The sequence below is a fragment of the Neobacillus sp. NRS-1170 genome (assembly GCF_050468025.1).
This window is the reverse complement of record NZ_JBITPF010000078.1, coordinates 136636-158065: the sequence shown is the minus strand read 5'-3', so window position 1 is coordinate 158065 and position 21430 is coordinate 136636. Positions and strand designations below refer to the sequence as shown.

At 39.4% G+C, this 21430-nt stretch carries 14 protein-coding genes and 2 pseudogenes; 11 read left to right on the top strand and 5 right to left on the bottom strand.

Translation table 11 applies throughout. The annotated features are described in order from the left end of the window. On the bottom strand, positions 1–262 hold a 262-nt coding region (locus ACIFOT_RS28435), incomplete at its 3' end, for a transposase (protein WP_430071138.1). A 371-nt stretch (positions 263–633) separates the two neighbouring features. Here ACIFOT_RS28435 and ACIFOT_RS28430 point away from each other — a divergent pair. The 7 genes and pseudogenes from ACIFOT_RS28430 (at position 634) to ACIFOT_RS28400 (ending at position 8278) form a co-directional block, all read left to right on the top strand. Next, positions 634–1542, top strand: coding sequence for a LysR family transcriptional regulator (locus tag ACIFOT_RS28430; protein ID WP_430071135.1), 909 nt, complete (start codon positions 634–636; stop codon positions 1540–1542). 209 nt (positions 1543–1751) lie between these two features. Then, a complete protein-coding gene (locus ACIFOT_RS28425) occupies positions 1752–2945 on the top strand; it encodes a M20 family metallopeptidase (RefSeq protein ID WP_430071132.1) in 1194 nt (397 codons plus the stop codon). Between the two features lie 51 nt (positions 2946–2996). After that, positions 2997–4427, top strand: a complete 1431-nt coding sequence (locus ACIFOT_RS28420) for a YfcC family protein (protein WP_430071129.1) — start codon at positions 2997–2999, stop codon at positions 4425–4427. A 17-nt stretch (positions 4428–4444) separates the two neighbouring features. Then, the gene (locus tag ACIFOT_RS28415; protein ID WP_430071126.1) at positions 4445–6148 is read left to right on the top strand and encodes a M28 family peptidase; all 1704 of its coding nucleotides are present in this window, start codon (positions 4445–4447) and stop codon (positions 6146–6148) included. Between the two features lie 125 nt (positions 6149–6273). After that, the gene (locus ACIFOT_RS28410; RefSeq protein ID WP_430071159.1) at positions 6274–6366 is read left to right on the top strand and encodes a putative holin-like toxin; all 93 of its coding nucleotides are present in this window, start codon (positions 6274–6276) and stop codon (positions 6364–6366) included. Positions 6367–6866: 500 nt separating this feature from the next. Then, positions 6867–6950, top strand: a pseudogene (locus ACIFOT_RS28405) (glutaminase); the annotation flags it as partial. A gap of 236 nt (positions 6951–7186) precedes the next feature. Next, on the top strand, positions 7187–8278 hold the full coding sequence (locus tag ACIFOT_RS28400; protein ID WP_430071123.1) for a low temperature requirement protein A: 1092 nt from the start codon (positions 7187–7189) through the stop codon (positions 8276–8278). A 280-nt stretch (positions 8279–8558) separates the two neighbouring features. On the opposite strand, the gene ACIFOT_RS28395 is transcribed toward ACIFOT_RS28400, so the two are convergent. Continuing rightward, the gene (locus ACIFOT_RS28395) at positions 8559–10604 is read right to left on the bottom strand and encodes a sigma-54 interaction domain-containing protein (RefSeq protein WP_430071121.1); all 2046 of its coding nucleotides are present in this window, start codon (positions 10602–10604) and stop codon (positions 8559–8561) included. A 273-nt stretch (positions 10605–10877) separates the two neighbouring features. On the opposite strand from ACIFOT_RS28395, the pseudogene ACIFOT_RS28390 reads away from it, so the two are divergent. Together ACIFOT_RS28390 and iadA are read left to right on the top strand one after the other, a co-directional pair. Beyond that, a pseudogene (locus ACIFOT_RS28390) lies at positions 10878–12298 on the top strand (YfcC family protein). Positions 12299–12334: 36 nt separating this feature from the next. Beyond that, complete coding sequence (gene iadA, locus ACIFOT_RS28385; protein ID WP_430071118.1) at positions 12335–13507, top strand: beta-aspartyl-peptidase; 1173 nt, start codon at positions 12335–12337, stop codon at positions 13505–13507. Positions 13508–13774: 267 nt separating this feature from the next. Here the strand turns inward: iadA and ACIFOT_RS28380 are convergent, their stop codons facing one another. Together ACIFOT_RS28380 and ACIFOT_RS28375 are read right to left on the bottom strand one after the other, a co-directional pair. Next, positions 13775–15217, bottom strand: a complete 1443-nt coding sequence (locus ACIFOT_RS28380; RefSeq protein WP_430071115.1) for a L,D-transpeptidase family protein — start codon at positions 15215–15217, stop codon at positions 13775–13777. A 406-nt stretch (positions 15218–15623) separates the two neighbouring features. Continuing rightward, positions 15624–17165 carry a class I adenylate-forming enzyme family protein gene (locus ACIFOT_RS28375; protein ID WP_430071112.1) on the bottom strand — a complete coding sequence of 514 codons (1542 nt, stop codon included), beginning with the start codon at positions 17163–17165 and terminating at the stop codon, positions 15624–15626. Between the two features lie 199 nt (positions 17166–17364). Here ACIFOT_RS28375 and hprK point away from each other — a divergent pair, with 199 nt between their 5' ends. Both hprK and ACIFOT_RS28365 read left to right on the top strand, forming a co-directional pair. Continuing rightward, positions 17365–18300, top strand: coding sequence for an HPr(Ser) kinase/phosphatase (gene hprK / locus ACIFOT_RS28370; protein ID WP_430071109.1), 936 nt, complete (start codon positions 17365–17367; stop codon positions 18298–18300). A gap of 439 nt (positions 18301–18739) precedes the next feature. Continuing rightward, positions 18740–19840 (top strand): glycerophosphodiester phosphodiesterase, encoded by a 1101-nt coding sequence (locus ACIFOT_RS28365; protein ID WP_430071106.1) that lies wholly within the window; start codon positions 18740–18742, stop codon positions 19838–19840. Between the two features lie 485 nt (positions 19841–20325). Here ACIFOT_RS28365 and ACIFOT_RS28360 read toward each other — a convergent pair whose 3' ends face one another. After that, positions 20326–21174, bottom strand: coding sequence for a MurR/RpiR family transcriptional regulator (locus ACIFOT_RS28360; RefSeq protein ID WP_430071104.1), 849 nt, complete (start codon positions 21172–21174; stop codon positions 20326–20328). Positions 21175–21430: the final 256 nt, after the last annotated feature.

Here is a 21430-nt window from a genome sequence, read left to right as displayed (position 1 = left end):
ATTCTATTTCTTTTAATTTTTTCTCTAACTCTTTCACCTTTTTATTATCATTTTTAGGTTGAGAGGATGTGTGAGAACGTTGGTTTTCTAAACCAGTCTTCCCCTTATCCTTATACGCATTAACCCACCGGTTTACGGTATCACGGTGTAAATTTAAACCGTTCGCAACCTCTATTACTGATTTCTTAGATTCTAATATTTGAAGTACCGCCTCCAACTTAACTTCGGCACTAGTATGTGAAAATGTACGTTTCTTTGTCATGATATTTCCCCCCTAAAAATGTCAGTCTGTCGTATCTTCATACTATCTTATATGTCCATTATAAGGGGGGCAACCACTGTCACCACCCGTGTTTTGCCGAATTATTCGACATTATTCGGGACGTGACAGGCACTGTTTTTTAAGTCGCGTTAGCAATTTCGTTCTGCCTCTTCTTGTTCCTTTTTACCAATATTTGTCTAAAATTCCCTATTACATTTACCAGTTGTGGGATTTTCACAAAATAGCCAAGATACGGGGGAGAAAGGATGCTGAATTTTGGTAAAATATGGCGCCGACTTGGTATCTAGTCAATATCGTCCCGCTATGTTTAAATAGAAGGGAATGTTAATGGAGGCAGGTGGTACAACCAAATGGATGAGAAGGATTGTTTGCTGTTGCAGTACTTACAAAAGGATCAAAATTTAACAAATGCAGCGGAGCGGCTATTTATGACACAGCCAGCCTTAACCTATCGTATACGGCAAATTGAAAAGGAATTCCAGGTTGAGATCTTTTCTAAGAGTGGAAAGAATATAAAAATGACCCCTGCTGGTGAACATTTGGCTGAATATGCAAAAAGAATTCTGATAGATTTACGAAGGACCAAAGAATTTCTAATGAATATGGGAAGTGAACTGACCGGCAGTTTAAAAATAGGGGTTAATAGTCACTTTGGATTGTATAATCTTCCTTCCATTTTGAAGGATTATATGAATATGTTTCCGAAAGTTCAATTGAATGTAGATACAGGGTTTAGTACAGAAATTATGGATTCACTTTTGGATGGACAGATTGATATTGCCATCGTGAGAGGGGACTATAACTGGTCTGATCAAAAATATCTCCTTAGCGAAGAAAATATATGTATTATATCAAATCAGCACATGGATTTAGAGGAACTGCCCCACATGCCGATGATTAACAGAAAAGAGCCCAAAGTTCTTCAAAAATATAAGACAAGTCCTTATAATCCATATGACCAAAGTATTGAATATTGGTGGAATGAAAGGTTTGTAGAACCGCCTTTGATTACTATGCAAGTAGATAGCTACGAGACTTGCAGGGAGATGGTGAAAAAGGGACTTGGTTATTCCATCATACCGAGTGTCTTTTTAAAAGCTAGTGACAAATTACGTTATTATAATTTGATTTTTAAAAATGGACAGGAAATGAAAAGAAGAACATGGATGTATTACAGAGAAGCATCGATGAGTTTGGCAACGGTATCTGAATTTGTTTATTATATAAAAAAAATATCCGAACAGGAACTATTGAACTAAAAGAGAACACGTGATAGGTGATTCTCTTTTTTTGTTTGAAAAAAGTTTAATTAGAGTATGTATTAATAAAAATTCAGTTAATTGTATGTAAAATCTATAAAAATTTTTTATAAGGATCTAAAAAAAGCTTAATTTTACTTATTATTCGACTGAAAGTAAAATATCAATAAGTTCAAGATTATTCTGAATATTTAAGGGGATGTATAATTGTGCAAGTCGAAATAGTCCAACAGAAAAAGGCACTTCTGGATGTTGTTGATTCCATGGATGCAGAATTACGCGAATTAGCGTTAAAAATTCACCGGAATCCCGAGGTTAGCTTTCATGAGCATAAAGCCATGAACTGGTTGACAGAGCCATTAGAAAATGCTGGATTTACCGTTGAAAAAGGGATTGCCAATTTGGAAACCTCCTTCAGGGCAACATGGGAAGGGGAGCCTGGAGGTCCCACTATTGCACTGATTGCTGAATATGATGCACTGGCGGGATTGGGTCATGGATGTGGCCACAATATCATCGGAACGTCTGCGGTAGGGGCAGCATTAGCGTTGAAGGATGCCATTCCAAATTTAAAGGGGAAAATCGTTGTTTTGGGTACTCCAGCAGAAGAAGTAGGCGGGGGAAAAATCTTAATGGTTGAAGAGGGAATTTTCGATCACGTTGATGTGGCCATGATGTGTCACCCGCATAAGAGTACAATGGTTTTACGCGGGGGATTGGCCTGTGTGGACGCTGCCTTTAAATATTACGGAAAGGCTACGCACGCTGCCGCCAGCCCTGAAAAAGGCATCAGTGCATTGGATGCAGTCATCAATACCTTTGTTGCTGTCAACTCCTTACGTCAGTTTTTCAAGGACGATGTCAGAATTCATGGCATTATAACAAAGGGTGGTGAAGCTACGAATGTAGTACCGGCCTACTGTGAAGCTGAATTTTTATTAAGAGCAGAGACAGTCGAACAATTGGAGATTGTCCGTGAAAAGGTGTATAGAGCGGCACGATCTTCGGCAGAAGCCGTCGGCGCAAAAATGGAAATAGAGGAGGGCTTGATTTACGCCGAACGAAACAACAACCAAGCGCTCGCCTTTTTATTTAAAGATAATTTGGAACTTTTGGGTGAAGAAGTATGCGAGCCTCCAAAAAAGGGCGGTATTGGTTCTTCTGATATTGGAAATGTTGGACAGATCACCGCTACCATACATCCTTACATCAAAATTACGGATACAGCGAATACTCATACCCCTGAATTTGTAGAGGCAGCCTGTTCTGAAAAAGGGATGGAAGGTTTAAATAAAGCGGCAAAGGCGTTAGCGATGACGGCTTATGATGTGTGTACAAATGACGGTTACCTTCAAGCCATTCGCAGTGAATTTGAAGAATGGAAAAGAAATAAACAACAATAAGAGTTTGAAAAAGATTGGTTTTTCCAAATAAACGGTAAAGGGTGAAAGAAAGTGAAACTAAATAAAACGGCCCCATATGTAACAGTTGAAAAGCCTAAGGCAAAATTTTTAAAAATGCCACACACCTATGTCATCATTTTAAGTATGGTGTTAATTGCAGCTCTACTCACATATTTACTGCCAGCAGGTGAATTTGATCGAGTGGAAAACAAGAGCACTGGTAATACCGTTGTAGTCCAGGATTCCTATCATCACGTAAATCAAAATCCTGTCAGTCTTATTGATATTCCTTTAGCGATTGTCAATGGGCTGGTTGACGCAGCAGATACGGTCTTTTTTATCTTTATTGTCGGTGGTGTCTTCCAAATCATTAATTCTACTGGAACAATCGAAGCTGTGGCAGCAAGGGTTGGAAAGACCTTTATGAACCGCGGTCTTCTCATCATTCCGATTTTCTTATCCATTTTTTCAGTCGGTGGGTTTACTATCGGGATGTCAGCAGAGGTTATGGCGTTTGTGCCGATCGGAATTGCCATTGCGAGAGCGTTAGGTTATGATGCCGTGACTGGAACGGCCATGGTGATGCTCGGTGCCGCAGTTGGTTTTACGGCAGGATTACTTAATCCATTTAACGTTGGTATCGCACAATCAATCGCTGAAATTCCGATGTTTTCAGGGATGTGGTTACGTGCCATTATCTTAGTAATTCTATTAGTTGTCACGAGTCTTTATATTATTCGTTATGCGAAAAAGGTAAAAAAAGATCCAGCCAAAAGTATTGTCTTCGAACTTGAAAAAGAAGAAGGACACGATACTGTTAGTATGATTTCATTGCCGTCCATGAAGGTGACTCATTATTTAACGATTATTACCGTGTTAGCTGGTTTTGGTCTATTAATTTGGGGGGTATCGGAAAAAGGTTGGTGGATGCAGGAACTGGCTGCCTTTTTCCTCGCTTTAGGAATTATTGTTGGTTTCTTATCAAAATATGGTCCTAGTAAAATTGCAAGTGAATTTGTGGCGGGAGCGAAAGCCATTACATTTGGTGCCTTCATAGTAGGATTAGCAAAAGGAATAGTGGTCGTGTTAGAGCAAGGACATGTCATTGATTCGGTTGTCAATGGGCTTGCGTTGATGGTTGACCATTTGCCAAGTTTTGTTCAAGTACTGGGCATGTACTTTTTCCAAACCATTATGAATGTCTTTATTACTTCGGGAACGGGGCTCGCCGCAACGACCATGCCAATAATGGTTCCATTATCTGATTTGATTGATGTCACTAGACAAACTGCTGTTCTCGCATATCAGCTCGGGGACGGATTATCCAATTGTATCCTGCCTACCTCAGCAATGTTAATGGGAAGCTTGGCCGTTTCTAAGATAAAATATCAAGAATGGGTAAAGTTTTTCTGGCCTTTATTGTTAATGTGGGTTGTTATTGGTGCTTTCTTTGTCATCGTGGCAGATATTATTCATTATTAATAGAAGGATGAATTCCATTGAATACTCAATCTACTAAATATTCAAAGCTACTAGATTTGATTGATAAAAATCTTTTATACCAGCATGTGAAGACTCTTTCCCAATGGGAACGGTTAACCGGAGAAGAGGAGGCGGAAATAGCAGTTGATTATATTGTAGAAACATTGCAAAGGCATCATATTCAACATAAACGCAACCAATTCGATGGGTATTTCAGTGACCCCGTCGATGGGCAAGTGTCCGTAATCGCACCTAATCACCTGGATATTCGTGCAAAAACAAGATCGTTTGGTTACCATCTTCCACAAGGAATCATGGGGAATGTCATATACGACTGCGATAGTGAAAATAATCGAAGTGTCAGCGGACCAGCAGATCGTTTCGAAAATATGAAAGATAAAATTGTTGTCAGCTGGAACTACTTTGAGGATTATGTGAAAAAAATTGAAAGTGCTGGAGCTATAGGCCTTATTCATATTTGGCCATCTAAAGAAGAGGCTATCCATGAAGAAACCGTTGGGACTGTTTGGGGCACACCGACCATTGATAACTTTGATCAACTCACGAAAATCCCTGTTGTTGGAATTAACTATCATGATGGAATGAAGTTGCTCGAACTTATGCGGAAAGATTCCGTTATGGTGGTTTTGAAAACTGAGGTTAAAAATGGAATCAAACGTGTCAGTCTTCCGGTTGCCGATATACCAGGTGAAATGGACGAGTACATCCTCATTTCCGGTCATTATGATTCCTGGCATAAAGGGGCAACAGATAATGCTACTGCAACCGCTCTCATGCTGGAATTGGCACGGATATTTTCTAACAAGCTATGTAAACGAGGGGTCAAAATTGCCTGGTGGCCTGGACATTCAAATGGCCGGTATGCAGGATCTGCTTGGTATTGTGATCAATTTTGGCAAGAAATCAATGAGCGATGCGTGGCTCATATTAATATTGACTTCCCAGGTACAAAGGGAAATGTACATGTGGTGCCAAGATCTACATCCCTTGAGAATGCCCAGTTTCTAAAGGATATTATCGCGGCCTATACAGGGAAAGAGCCATCTCGTTTTGATTATCTTCCTCGAGGAGCGGACCAATCCTTTTGGGGGACGAATATTCCTATCCATCTTATGCTTAAATATGAACCAATAGAAGAGGAAAGAATTTATCAGACTCCAGGGGGGAACTGGTGGTGGCATACAGAAGAAGATCTGATTGATAAGGTAGATATAAATTTGTTAGTCAGAGATACAGTGATTCATCTGGGGCTTGTTGACGAATTAGCGAATATAAATATCCTGCCAATCAATCTTATTGATTTTATTACAACCAGTAGAAAGATAATTGATGATTTGGACAAACGATCTGATGAGGCCTTCGATTTTACCATCGTTCATCAGTCTTTTGAAGATTTAACCGAAGCGGTACAAGAACTATCAGGAAGAGAAGTCCTGGATGCCAATAAGTACAATAAGCTTTTGAAAAACATTGGCGGAACATTAAATAGACTTAAATTTTCATATTCAAGTAAATATGATTACGATAATACCTTTCCTTTTCGACCTTACCCTGGCTTAGCAAAGGTAAAAGACATCTATATAAGGCATACATCGCCTGAAGAATTTCTTTTCACCATGACCTTTTTCGTTAGACAACGAAATCGGCTAGTAAATGAAATATTAGAAATCATTGAGGAAATAAAGAGATATTTGGTTTAGGTGCAGCATACTATCCATCTATTCATTACCTTGGGCTTGCTTCTACCTTAAAGGGAGCTACTACCTGTAATGGCTTAGACTGATTTTATCATTTTAGCAGGGAAGGCTATGTAGGCGATTTATAAATAGCTACATTCGAAGTTCTGTCCTTGATGCTTAGTTTTGACATGTTTGTAATCGCTGTTTTGAAATTTCATGATCAAGATAAAAATTCTTGAACACGCTGGAAAAAGCGTGTTATTTTTTTGTCCCAAATACATCATGGTAAATATATAAGGCATCAGGTAAAAGACAGGTTAAAAAATAGAGCTGTCAATATATTTGATGTTTAAGTATACTGTTTGTTTGCATGGGAGAAAATAAAATACTATGCTTAACCAAGAAAAAGCTCCAATTATGGGTGTTTAAGTTTGAAAAGAGGTAGTAAAGTAAATGACCTTTTTTCTAAAGGCATTTTATATTCTCCCTATATGTGCTTACTATTAGTCTATCTTAACATTTAGATAATCGAAATAAATCAATTTTTTGTATTTTCATAATAATGATGCAAGGGGAGGGTTCCGCTTGCTTTTTTTGAATAAAAACAAATCATTATCTCTACTAAACTTGTACTTTATTCCCCAAGAAATGATTAGATTCTTATTAATATTACATTCTTCGACTTGTCCATTGTCGGATTCGAAACAATATGCCAGACTTAAACTTCCGGACCCAAACTGCATTGGATGAAAAAGGGAACAGTGTTGCCGAACTTAAGCTTTTGGAACTATTATCAAGAAATTATCGACTGAGTATGTTTTAAAGGAAATCCCATCTGGTTGTCAGATGGAATTATTTTACGCTTATCTCAATAAATAGTCTTCACCTCTAGATTGAAGCATAGAAATGAGTAGAAAATGAAAGTGGAAATTTTTTAGTTCAGTTCCTACTTAGGACAGTTAATCCCACCAAAAATACCAAATTAAAGAATTGATAAGTATTCCTGCTAGAGAATTTACTATATATAATAATCTATTAGGGGATAGGAAGGAGTACAGAATGGTAGAAAAGAAAGTTACATGGTTAGAGCTTTTTTATGATTTGTTATTTGTGGCGGCGGTTGCGTCTGCAACCCATGTTTTACTTCATGTTGAAGATGGATATATCCATTCAGAGTATTTATTTAAGTTTGTGCTAATTTTTATTCCTATCTGGTGGGCTTGGGTAGGGCAAACCCTGTTTGTAAACCGGTTTGGGGAGGATTTATTTCATCAACGACTATTTCTGATACTACAAATGTTTTTTGTCCTAATTATGACATCAAGCTTATCAGTCGATTTTGATCGATATTATCTTTCTTTTTTAATTGGTTATATTGGCTTAAGAGCAGTGACAGCAATCCAATATCTTGTTGTCCAGCGTAAAGAAGAGGGATTTCGAAAAAATGCAGCACGATTTTTGGGAAGGTATTTTTGGATTGGAATCATTATATCATTATTCTCCGTCCTTTTTGATTCTTGGCTTCGTTATGCTGTGTTATATGCGGGTATCATTATCGATATTATGGTTCCAATTTCTGGACGAAAGTATTTAGTAAAGGTGCCCACAAATACAGCACACTTATTAGAGCGATTTGGTCTATTTACCATTATTCTCTTTGGTGAAGCTCTTGTCAGCACCCTTGCGGTCATTCAGCCTAAACAAGGAAATTGGAATTCAATAGGCTTTTCGGCCATTTCATTTATCCTAATTATATCGATGTGGTGGCAGTATTTCGATAATGTGGAGAAGAAAGTAGACAAGTCGCTCAAAACTATCGGCCAAACCATTATTTACGGTCACCTGTTTATTTTAATGTCTTTGAGCATGATTGCAGCATCCATCAGGCTAATGTTTTTAAATGAAATCCATTATTCATATATCCTGTATTTCGTTTTTTCTTCTGTATTGCTCTATTTCCTGTCAACTACTTTTGTTTTCCACCAATATAGACATGTGCACCACAGATTGAAAATTTATCATTTAGGGTTATTTTTAGGGATTTTAGCCGTCTTTTTTATTCTTAATTTAATTGTAGTAGTACCATATATTGTGGTAATAGGGGAATTAACTCTGTTTTTTGTCATCTATGCTAAATTAACTACCACTTAAATAAGGTCCCGAAGTTAATGAGATTCAAGCTGCGAGATAAGCTAATCACCTTTTTTAATGGGGCAATTTTACAAAATAAAGACTTTGGGCTCGCTCCCAAAGTCTTTAAGATTATGAAGATATTTATATTTTTATTTGCTGCTGTGACCAAAATTTAGTACGCAGTTCTACTTTTAGTATTTTTTTAACGTACAAAAACGTTCAAATGTGCGAACTACCCCTATTAGTAGTGGCTAATTATATCATTTTCATTCAAAAGCAAAATGCAGGAATGATTGCTTTAGGAATACACTGCACGCTTTGACTTAAGAAAATATAAATACTCTATTCCGGCAACGGTTATCTTCGTGCCGCCCCGTCCTCTGCCTTTGATGACAAATCCTTCACTTTCTAAAATATCCAAGCGGAGGCGAATCTGCTGAGGGGACAAGACAAAGTCTGTTTCTTTGCTTTGACTTGAAATCAACTCTCTGCTTGCCACTTTTCCCTTTTCGTTGCATTGCTTGATTACTTCTAAGATGAAAGTGCGCTCCTTCATTTCCAGCATACTTTCACATGTAGAATATTCGGACATAACGCTGTCTTTCGCTTGTCCCAACATGGAGGGCAGGTCTCTTTTCGTTAAGACATTTCCCTCACTAACCGTCAGCATGTAATCAATTGTGCTTTTCAGTTCCCGTATATTTCCAGGCCATTCATATTTCATGAAAAACTCCAAGACATTTTGCTCAACTTTTACCCACTTCCCGCTCTTTGTAATGAAATGCTTAATCAAAAGTGGAATATCCGCTCTTCTCTCCATGAGTGGAGGAATATAGAGATTAAGTACATTCAGCCGATAAAATAAGTCTGATCTGAATGAACTGTCCCGTATCTTTCCTTGAAGATCTTTATTTGTTGCGGTAATTACTCGAACATTGATAGGTATGATTCTTCCGCCGCCGATTCTACGGATTTCTCCCTCCTGCAGAACGCGTAGCAGATGGGATTGAACAGTGAGACTGATGTCGCCGATTTCATCCAAAAAGATCGTTCCGTTATCCGCCAATTCAAACAGACCTTTCTTTCCTCCTCTTTGTGCCCCTGTAAATGTCCCTTCTTCATAGCCGAACAATTCGCTCTCCAGCAGGCTTTCTGATAATGCGCTGCAGTTTACAGCCAGAAACGGCCCGTCTTTTCGCAATGAATGCTCATGAATCGCATGCGCAAACAGTTCTTTTCCTGTTCCTGTCTCTCCCTGAATTAAAATCGGATGCTCCGACAAGGCAAGTTTCTTGGCGATCCTCTTCCGATCCTTCATTACATCATGCTCGCCGATAATATCATCAAATCCGTATTTTGTATGAAATCCTTTATTACGCATTTCTCTTTGCGCTGTCTTTTCAATTTCAAAAGCTTGATGCACACTCTTGAAAGTTGCAATAATTGTATTTTCTTTCATCATTTGCACTCGAAAAATTACGACACCTACGCCACCTATGTCAAAGAACTTGCTATCATCCTTGCCGTTCATGATGAAATCGATAATATCTCTGCGATTCATTACCTGTTCTATATTCTTATTAACCACATCTTGCACAACAACATGAAACAATGCTGCTAGACTATGATTGAATACCGTGATCTGTCCCTCCTGGTTAACGACCAATAGTCCATCATCAACAGTTCCCAACACATTTTGGATGTGCTCGCTCATCTGATTGGCATCCCGCTCTGCAACTAACAGCTTACGTTGTAAATCAATGATATTGCTAATATACCTTTCTGAAATCTTCGAAGTTATATCTTTGTCCAAACCGCAGCATTCCACAACTTCCAAAATAGTTGTCATATCAAAAAGGCGCACACCTATGTCAATTACTTCTTTTATATAAGAGGGGCACAGATGCGTTTCTCCTGGTGAAACGGCAATTTGAACATCCTTATAAAACAATATGCCCTTTTGAAAAGGGATAAATTGAATATGGTCAACACCAAGCTGATATAAGGATTCAATAAGACTGATCGTTGCATCATGATCATCATTTACGAGCAGAACAGTTGAGCCTTCAGGTATTTTTAAAAGTTTGTCAATGTATTCATGATGAACGGTTCTCTTGCCCACAATTATGTTCTCGGCATTCACGCTATACATACCGTTTGTTTCATTATAAGCAGCATCTGATGAACACAAGATGATGGTATCTTCCAGAGAAAGCGGTATACCTTCAGCTGTAGCATGACTTTTAATTTGAACATAGTCCCCAAGCAGTTGTTCCAGCTGTTCATGCAAGGCTTGCTTTGTTTTTAAGCTTCCCGCTATAAGTGTAAGGGTGGATTTCATCATAAGATTCCTTCCTGTCTTTAAATTGGTTCTATTATATCACCAAAAAAGACCGATAAAACCCTAAAGGATGATTCTAAGGATAAAAATTCCCCTGAGAATCAATCTCCCCATTTTGGCACAGATTTTGCATCTATAAATGGACGAAGTGCCAGAGGGTTTGAAAAGGAGGGGGAAAAATAGGATGAAAGGTAAAAAAAGATAGGCGATCAGAGGAAACGAATTGTAAGCGTTTTTGTAGGATTCTTTTATTTTAATTACAAAGGAGATTTGTGTATGGGCCAACCACAAGAAAAGGCTGTTTCGATGGGAACAGCGGGGAAAAGAGCGAGAAAAATCAATATTTTTGTATTGCTATTCAGCATTCTTGCTATTGCAACTCTATTAACCTATGTTTTGCCTGCGGGGGAATATGTACGGATTGAAGCGAATGGACGGACAACGGTAGACCCTCACTCTTTTAAGTGGTTAAAATCGGCACCAGTAGGTTTATTCGATATGATAAAAGCTGTTCCTACAGGAATGGTAGAAGCGGGCAATATTATCTTTTTCTTGTTAATTATCGGAGGATTCTTCGGTGTTTTAAGAGCAACAGGTACGATTGACGTGCTGATCGCCACAATGGCTCGAAAGTTGTCGACGCGTGAAAAGTTATTAATCCCTGTCGTGATGCTGGTTTTCGCTGCAAGTGGTTCCTTAATGGGGATGGCGGAAGAAACACTGGCTTATGTTCCTCTTGTCATTCCGCTAGCGTTAGCTTTGGGATTTGATGCAATTACAGGAACGGCCATTGTCATAGTAGGGGCATTGTCAGGGTTTACGACTGCCATCATGAATCCCTTCACAGTAGGAATCGCCCAAGGCATCGCAGAATTGCCGATGTTCTCAGGGATGGGTTACCGCCTCATTTTATTTGTTATTGTTTACCTTGTTTCTGCTCTTTTTATCTATCGTTACGCAATGAAGGTAAAGAAAAACCCTTCTTTAGGCGTCTACGGAAAATATACAAAAGAAGAAGCACACCATTTGCTGCAATCCAATGCGAAGTTAACAGCGAGGCATAAGTGTATTTTAGGTGCTTTTTTAATTAACTATATCGTTTTGGCTTTAGGTGTGATCAAATTCCAATGGTACATTACAGAAATTGCAGCCTTATTCATTGTATTGACAATCGTAGTTGGAATCATCGGAAACATGTCTGCAGATCATATTGTTAACTCCTTTACCAAAGGCTCTGCTTCCTTAATCGGTGGAGCATTGATCATCGGCGTTTCACGTGCGATTCTTGTTGTATTAAATGAAGGACATATCATCGACCCTCTCCTGCATCAAGTATCTGAGTCCATCAAGCATTTTCCTGGCTATTTAAGTGTTGCCGGTATGTATACCTTCCAGACGCTTATTCATTTTGTTCTAGCGTCCGGCAGCGGTCATGCAATGCTGACAATGCCGATTATGGCGCCGCTCGCGGAACTATTGCATATTACACGCCAAACGGCAGTGTTGTCTTTCTCTTTTGCAGACGGAATCGGAAATATGATTTTTCCGACTGCCACCACCTTAATGGCAAGTTTGACAATTGCCGGTATCTCTTGGACAAAGGGGCGAGGTGGATTCTGCCGCTCGTACTTATTCAATATCTAATCGGATTAATAGCTGTCATCATAGCTCACTTTATCGGATATGGTCCATTCTGATAGAGGACAAGAATACATAACAGGAGGAGAAAAGAAATGCTTACCTTAATCAAAAATGGAGAAGTAAATGCACCCAATTATCTAGGACGGAAAGACCTATTGATTGCAGACGATAAAATCGCATTTATTGATGACAGAATTGCGATTCCTGACAACTTTGCTCCTATTCAAATTATTAATGCAGCAAATCTTTTAGTTGTTCCGGGATTTATAGATTCACATGTTCACATTATTGGTGGAGGCGGCGAGGGGGGATTCAAAACCCGCACTCCCGAGCTTATGCTTACCGATATTACAACTGCAGGTATTACAACACTAGTTGGCTTACTTGGTACGGACGGGACAACGCGAAAAATGGAGAGTCTACTTGCCAAGGCACGGGCGCTTGAAGAAGAGGGTGTTTCCTGCTTCATTCATACAGGCTCCTATCAAGTGCCAGTAAAAACACTAACGGAAACTATCGAAGACGATATTATTTTAATCGACAAAATTATCGGTGTTGGAGAGATTGCCATTTCTGACCACCGATCATCAGAACCCACATTTGAGGAACTGGCTAAAGTCGCTGCTGCGGCACGAAATGGCGGGATCCTTTCAGGAAAAGCCGGCATAATAGAAATTCATGTAGGGGACGGGGAGGGAAAGCTTTCATTGCTGCATGAAATTGCAGATAAAACCAATATTCCGATTCGGCATCTCCATCCTACACATATCAACCGAAATGAAGAATTATTCAAGGCTGGAATTGATTACGCGAAGCGAGGTGGATACGTTGACTTTACTACAAGTACCATTCCTCAGTTTTTGGAGGAGGGCGAAGTGAAGTGCAGCAAGGCATTACGCAGGATGCTTGAAGAAGGAATTCCAGTCGGACACATCACCTTCTCTTCAGATGGGCAGGCAAGCCTTCCCTGCTTTGACAGCGATGGGGAGTATGTAGGCCTTCAAGTCGGGAAAGTATCGTCGTTATATCACGAAGTACGTGATGCTGTTTTAGAGGAAGGCATCCCGTTGGAAACGGCATTGGAGGTCATCACCACGAATCCTGCACATGTACTAAAGCTTTCAAGTAAAGGCAGCATCCAAACCGGGAAGGATGCTGATATAGTATTGTTGGAAAAAGAAACGTTGGACATTCACAGTGTCATTGCAAAAGGTAAGCTTATGGTAAAAAACAAAGTTCCAATAATGAAGGGAACATTTGAATAAAGGAAGGTTCCGGTGCAAAGATAATGATACTAAAAACTAGCCTCTTGAATTTCTAGTGGGATTCAAAGTTCATCATATATATCTTCAAAGAGGAAGGAGCCTGTTTTGTCCATGTTGAATACCATTCAATGTAATATATGAGGGACCCCATAGCAAAAAGTGCCTGTCACCACCCACATTTTGTCGAATTCTTCGACATTATGAGGGACGTGACAGGCACTGTTTTTTAAATTTAGATCGTAGCTCTTTGGGAAGGTTCCCCTTATCTCAATAAACAACAACCGGCTCATAGGTGCTGAGATTATCATACACGGTTTTCATAATGCTCGGCGGAGTGTTGACACAGCCATGCGATCCTGCCGTAAGATAGGCTTTACTACCCCAATTGCCTCGCCAGCTGGCATCGTGGAACCCTTGGCCATCATTTGTAAAAGGAGCCCAATAATCAACATCTACCTGATAAGTGATTTTTCCGTTTTCTCTGCCGGTTAGCACGGCAGGTGTCTGCTTATAGAGAATATACCACACTCCTGGTGATGTATCATGATGGGTACTATGTGTACCAGTAACGACATTCGTTGTGACGACTAATTTTCCATTTTTGTAAATCCAAATTCGCTGTTCTGCAATGGAGACTTCAGCATACGTATCGCCAATACCATTGTTCGTAGTCGCTTCATATCCGTAGCCTTCACCCTTCCAGCCATTTCCGTTAATATTAGAGGCGGAAACCGATTTCTCTCCATTTTCCAAAGCTTCCTTAATACGCGGTACTTCTTTTTCAACATCTATGGCCCAGCCATAGCCTTTACCTTTAACCGATATCACCGAACCCGAATGGGTCTTGAATTTGAAATCTTTATTTAATGTGGATTGCGAATTGTTAATTTCAGCAATCTTATTCTTTATAACACCCGCATCAATAATCTTAATCTGCAAATCTTTTGAAATAGATGCATTTTTAATTAATTCGCCCGCCTTTAACGTAAAAACTTTATCCTGCACTTGATAATCGACGGTCTGAGCAAGGAATTCTTCCAGCTTTTTCTGTTGATTTTTTATAAACTCGCTGTCTTTTTTAATTGGTTGTATGTACAATGGATTGAGACGGATTTCACTAATATACTCGGACTTTTCGTATTCCTTCAAAAGACTGGCGACCTCATACTGCTCGCCGCTAATGCTGTCGGCGACAACAATTTTGCCTTGTTCCAAACGAACCACCGCATCTTGTGGCGCTTTTAAACTCTGATTCATGGCTAACAGCTTTTCTTCCACCTGCTTTTTTAACGTCTGGTTTCGATACTGATCCTGGCTGCGGGGCATTAATGAATAATTTTTAGCTTTTGAAGAAGGAAAAAACGTCCAATGGCTCTTTAATAATTTTTTGACCTCGGGAAGATCCTTTTCCGTAAATCCCATCTTGGTATCATTTCCATCTAAAATCTGTTGATCTCCGACATATACTACATTTTTTAATAAGGTTGTTTTTAATTTTTTTAGTGCCTGATCTGCCGTCAGTCCACCGACATTGATGTCATTGATCTTGATTTCTGAATTGAAGTGATTTGCCTGATAGTAGCTGCCTGCTGCAATGAAGAGCACGATAATAAAGATGATACTTGCTGTAATAAACCTCCAGTTTGCATACCACTTATCTGAATTTACGATTTGACTCTCAGTTTCTTGAATATTTACTGTGCTTTCCATTAAGTTCCCCCCGATACCTGATACTCCAGCTATTAACAACTTATGGCCTTAAGCGATTGATATTGTGTCATCGATTACCAATATTTCGAAAAAGTAGTAAATTATACTACTATTCTACAAAATGTCTTCATCGAACATTGTCGGTTTTTGTGAATGCTTAAATTTTTAATTTTAAAAGCCAGAGGGACGGTTCTGCCAGCTTTTTGGGGACAAATATAAAAAATGCCATGAGAACCGTTTATTGTGAACACCCGACCAGGAAATAGAACAAACCTGAAGTAAAAGGGGAAAGTTTCAGTGGAGCAAAGCATTTTTAAACTATGAGTCTGACTATTTTTTAACTAGATCAATTTATTAAAAAAAGACTTTGGGCTCCTCCCCAAAGTCTTTAATATTCCGATGATATTTATATTTTTATTTGCTGCTGTGCCCAAAATTTAGTACGCAATTCTACTTTTAGTATTTTTCCAGATGGATTGCGCGGAAGCTCGTTCATAAAGTCAACGGATCTCGGCTTTTTGTACCCTGCCAATTTTCCTTCGCTGAAATCGATAACATCCTGTTCGGATAAGACAGCGCCTTCTCGCGGAACCACGATGGCTTTTACCGATTCTCCCCAAACAGGATCTGGAACACCGATCACAGCCACATCGAGAATGCCGGGATGGGAATAAAGAACTTCTTCGATTTCCCTCGGATAGATATTCACACCACCGCTTATAAGCATATCCTTTTTACGGTCAACGATGTAATAGTAACCTTCCTCATCCCTTAATGCCATATCTCCAACTGTAAAATAGCCGTTCCAGAAAGAGGCTTCATTTGCCTCCGGATTATTATAGTATCCATCCAATAGATAAGGAGCTTTAATATATAACTCGCCAACCTTACCATTTGCAACTGGTTTCTTGTTTTCATCTAATATTAAGCATTCAACCAGCGGGAAAGGCTGGCCAACACACCGATCTTTTCTGCGGATATCCTTCGGTTTAATGTTAAGCGTAACAGCGCTCTCTGTTGATCCATAGAATTCATGTAAATCTACATCTTTGAAAAATTCGAATACATCCAATTTCGTTTGAGTCGGGAGAGGGGAGCCTGCAGAAATTAAAACCCTCATCGAACTTGAATCATACTTGGATTTCGTTTTGTTGTTAAGATTAACTAGGAAGTTAAACATAGTAGGTGCCATAAACGTATTTGTGGCTTTGTGCTTTTCGACGTCAGCAAGGAATTGCTCGGGGCTGAAGGACTCCTCGATGACAAGTGTACCACCGATAATCAGCTGGGTCATCAAGAAAATCCAAGGTGCAGCGTGATAAATCGGGCCAGCCACGATATGGACATCGGATTCATCAATTTTGTATTCATATGCAGCTGTCATGCCTGTAAGCACTCGGGAACGATTAGAAATTACTACGCCCTTCGGTTTACCAGTCGTACCGGATGTGTACCCGAGATAAAGGGTGTCCGTTTCATATACTTGTATATTTGGTTCATCAGTGGATCCTCTTGCTACAAAGGATTCATATTCTATTAAGCTGGCAGAAGTAGTGCCATCGACCACCACAACGGTATCTAATTGAGGCAAGTTAGGAAGAAGATTTTCAATTTCTCGAGCGTATTCAGCTGTTGTAATGAATCCACGGCTCTCAGAATTTAAAACGATATATTCAATCTCAGAACCTACTAATCGGAAATTGATTGGAACAATAATGACACCAATCTTGGATAATCCCAGGATAATTTCCACATAGGCGGAGTGGTTTTTCATCATAACAGAAACTTTATCGCCTTTCTTATAGCCAAGAGATAAGAAAGCGCTTGCAATTTGGTTCGCACGTTTATTTAGCTCACTGTACGTCCATTGTTTATCCTTAAATATAACTGCAGATTTATCCCTGTACTTGTCCGCATTTTGCTTCATAATTGATCCAAATGTAAGCATCTTAAGCCATCCTCTCCAGTATAAAAAATCTGAATCTTCTTATATTTGTTATTGTACGATATCTACCAAGTTGATGCAAGGTAACGGTCCCTCTGCCTCAGAAACAGTAGAACCGTCACTCTGTTTTACAAGTGGATGACGATTCCAATATTCTTAAGTATAATTCAATATAAAAAGTTGAAAGGATGGAGGGTAAAGGGTGAAGAAAATAACCGTTGAAAACCTGATTCAAAAGTTTTCATTGAAGGTAGTGGCTGGTGAAAATCAACTGCAGAAAATAATCACGCAATCACGTGTGCACCGTCCAGGACTGGAATTTGTCGGGCATTTTGATTTTTTCCCAACCGAACGAGTTCAAATTCTAGGAAAAAAGGAAATTACCTATTTACACAAATTAAGCCATGAAGAACGGAAATTTCGAATCGGAAATATCGTCCAATATCAACCGCCATGTTTTATCGTTACGGCTGGTGAAGAAGGGCTTACCTATTTAAAGCATCATTGTAACGAACAGGGGATTCCTCTGTTACTAACCAATAAGCCTGAGACCACATCAGAGTTTATCATTAAATTGGATGCCTATTTGATAAAGGAATTAGCACCGGAAATATCGGAGCATGGAGTTTGTATGAATGTATCCGGCATAGGAATTCTAATTCGCGGCAATTCGGGTGTAGGGAAGAGCGAGACCGCGCACACATTAATTCGCCGAGGACACCGGCTGATTGCGGATGATATGGTTGTCCTAAAGAAGCTGAGCCCGCAAACCATTCTCGGGACTCATGATGGAAAAAACAAGGAATTCTTGGCACTAAGGAGTATTGGATTGCTGAATGTGGTTCGCTTATACGGCCGCAAGGCTTTTCAAGATGAAACACGAATTGCTCTTGATATTCATTTAAAGAAATGGGAGAAAGATGCCTTGTATAATGATTTGGAACAGGAATTTCACTATACCGACTATATGGGTGTTAAAATTCCTTCCCTTGAAATCCAACTTCAGCCTGGACGTGATGTTGCGGGGCTAATTGAGGCAGCCGCAAATAACTGGTATTTGAAGCAGCAAGGCTACAGTGCAGCAGAAGAATTCATGAGCAGGATTGAGGCTGATATTTCGAATTCGGGTATGAATTAAGTTCTATCCTTTATTGGATAAAGTTGTTATTTTGAAGGATTGATAGAACAACAACACCAAAATGAAATGAGGAAGACTCCTAGAGTAGGCTTTATTCGTTTTGATGTAGATTGATGTGAAAGGAAAATTAAGAAGATCCAGTCTCTTATCTTGATAGACTGGATCTTCTTTTTTACACAGATATTCGTAAATTTAAACACGTCAAAGACGGAAAAAGGATTCAATCAAAAAAATACATGAGTTTGGCCTAAATTTTTTTGAAAAAGGGATTTTGCTTCCTGCTAAAAGCCTGATTGCTAGATTCATATAACTATTTAAGTCAAAAGAACTGTGATAATTTTCTTATTTTTCTTTACTAAATCTTTTCATATAAATCATCAGGGATTTATATTATCCTACTATACTTATAGAGTAATAGATTTTATAAGGGGATGAGAATATGAAAAAGAAAAAGTTTGTTCTAGCAACGATGGCAGCCCTTATGGTGTGTACAGGTGCCGGCCAATTATCAGCACAATCAGCCTCGGCTGCTGAGAATAAGTCCTGGTCAGAAGATTTGAAGAGCTTCGGTCCAAAAGGGTTTGATCTTGAGGCGCACCGTGGTGGAATCGGCCTTACAAGTGAGTCTACAATTGCGTCGTTTTCACGCGCCCTCGAAGTTGGTGTAAGCACACTTGAGATGGACGTGCAGATCACTAAGGATCACCAAGCCGTTATCACACATGACCGTAAAATCTCGGGTGCCAAGTGCCTGGATACAAGCCCAGCATTCCCTGGCGACACTGAATATCCCTACGTCGGCAAGTATATTAAGGACCTCACACTGGCCCAAGTGCGTACACTGGATTGTGGCTCTCTAAAGCTGTCTCAATTCCCAGGCCAGAACTTGAGCCCCGGGGCGAGGATGCCAATGCTAAGCGAGATTTTCGACCTCGTTAAGCGTTATCACGCGAACAAGGTGTGGATGAACATCGAGACGAAGGTAGAGGCCGGTGCACCAGAGCAGACTGCTCCACGTGAAGAATTCGTGCAAATTGTTGCCCGAGAGATTCGCGAAGCCGGAATGATTAACCGAGTGTCAATTCAAAGCTTCGACTGGGGATCGCTCATGCGCATGCACGAGGTCGAGCCGCGATTGCCCCTCGTCGCACTGACCAACGGCCCGCAGTTCCTGCAGCCTGGTCAAGCTGGTGCATCTCCTTGGTTGGGTGGCATTGATATCGACGACTTCGGAGGCGACCTTGTGGCGGCAGCTCACTCTTTTGGTGCAGACGCCATCTCACCGGTACACGGTTTCCCACAGAATGGCAAAGTCACCGATTCGGACTATCAGCCATACGTAACGAAGGACATGGTGCAGGAAGCGCACAAGAATGGTATGAAGGTGATACCTTGGACAATCGACGACGAGCCGACCATGGAAAAACTTATGGATGACGGCGTTGACGGAATCATCACCGACTACCCGGACCGACTGCGTACAGTCATGGAGCAGCGAGGACTAGATCTGCCAAAGAGCTACGCAGCTCCTAAGAAGTAAGAAACTAGGTAAGTGACATTTAAACACAAATAGTTTAACATTCTTTTTCAAATTCTGTTTAATTCTGAATAATCCCTTGCAAAAGCACCTGTCTCTTAACTTAGATAGGTGCTTTTATATTCTGCAAGTAAACGACTTAAACATTTAATATTCTTAACATAGCCTCCATCAAAGAAAGGAATGATGACAACAGGATTTATCTTGAAACAGCTTCTCGTAGTATAAGTGCCTGTCACCACCCGAATTCTGTCAATTTCTTCGACATTATTCGGGACGTGACAGGCACTTTACTTTAGTGGAATGGTGAAATAAATTGGATCTGGCTAATGAAGCTGGAGACGAAAAGCATTGGATAAAATATCAGAAAATTCACCAATAATAGCCTGGAGAGAGAGTCTCTTCAGGCTATATAGACATGTCAGCAGAGTATTACTTATCAAAACTTGGAAATAGAACATTTAGTTATTCCGAATCATTTCCCCACATTACATAAAAAAGTTTTCTGGAATAAATGCATTGTATATTTCCTTTCGTTTTTCAAATTCCTCTTTATTTATCATAGATACGCCCCCAACAATTGCATTTAAAAGTGAGAAAACCGCTGGTGTTGATTCAATTGTTGATAACCAAGAAGACAAATTGATTGGCAAAAGTATATCCGAAAATTCGGCAAGTGGTGAAAGGGGAGAGTCGGTTATACCAATAACAAAAGAGCCTTGTTTCTTCGCTAATTCGGCTAACTTAATCGTAATGGAGGAATAACGGTGAAAGGTAATCGCAATAAGCGTACTTTGTTGGTCTAATTTGGATAATAAATGACTGATATCATCCATTCCTGGTTGAATTAGAGTGGCATTTCCCTTAATGATATTAAGAGTAAACGTTAACCAGTGTGCTAATGCGAATGACGTTCTTATTCCAGTGATTAAAATATTATTTGATTCATAAAGTCTCTTTGCAGTTTGAAAGAGGTCGTCGTTATTTATTTGCTCTATCATTTCTTGGATTTTTGCTTGGTCGCGCTGCATACTTTGAACAAAAAAGTTTGGCTGATTAGCAATATCCTCTTTGCCAGTTTGATACTCCTGAGGACTGCTTTTTTGAAAAATCAAATAGTTTCTTACCTCATTTTGCAGTTCACTGAATCCACTGTAACCCAATGCGTAACAAAAGCGTATAACTGTCGTTTCACTTACTCCTACTTCTTGTCCCAATTGACTTGCAGATTTCATGGCGATCTCTTGTGGATTATCTATTATAAACTTTCCTACCTTCTTATTCTTAACTGATAAAAGAGAATATTTATCTAAAATTCTTTGTTTAAAGTTTGACATATCGTTACTCCTAATCATTTATTATTTTAATGTTTTTATAATAGAAGTCTAGACTTCATTATTTTAAAGTTGAAGCGTTTACTTTACATTACCACTCTAAATATTGTGATGACAATATAATTATTATTCCTATAAAAAAATAAAAAACCCTTTATAACAGTGTTTGTAACGTTGTTAAATAAAATATTGAGTATTGCGAAAAGACTGAAAATGTGATAAATTCTTAAAAAGCCTAGACTTCATAATATAACAAATG

Bases quoted from the DNA above. Each gene is read 5' to 3' on its own strand.
- ACIFOT_RS28430 (WP_430071135.1), top strand. From the start codon at position 634: ATGGATGAGAAGGATTGTTTGCTGTTGCAGTACTTACAAAAGGATCAA.
- ACIFOT_RS28400 (WP_430071123.1), top strand. From the start codon at position 7,187: ATGGTAGAAAAGAAAGTTACATGGTTAGAGCTTTTTTATGATTTGTTA.
- ACIFOT_RS28395 (WP_430071121.1), bottom strand. From the start codon at position 10,604: ATGATGAAATCCACCCTTACACTTATAGCGGGAAGCTTAAAAACAAAG.
- iadA (WP_430071118.1), top strand. From the start codon at position 12,335: ATGCTTACCTTAATCAAAAATGGAGAAGTAAATGCACCCAATTATCTA.
- ACIFOT_RS28380 (WP_430071115.1), bottom strand. From the start codon at position 15,217: ATGGAAAGCACAGTAAATATTCAAGAAACTGAGAGTCAAATCGTAAAT.
- ACIFOT_RS28375 (WP_430071112.1), bottom strand. From the start codon at position 17,165: ATGCTTACATTTGGATCAATTATGAAGCAAAATGCGGACAAGTACAGG.
- ACIFOT_RS28365 (WP_430071106.1), top strand. From the start codon at position 18,740: ATGAAAAAGAAAAAGTTTGTTCTAGCAACGATGGCAGCCCTTATGGTG.
- ACIFOT_RS28360 (WP_430071104.1), bottom strand. From the start codon at position 21,174: ATGTCAAACTTTAAACAAAGAATTTTAGATAAATATTCTCTTTTATCA.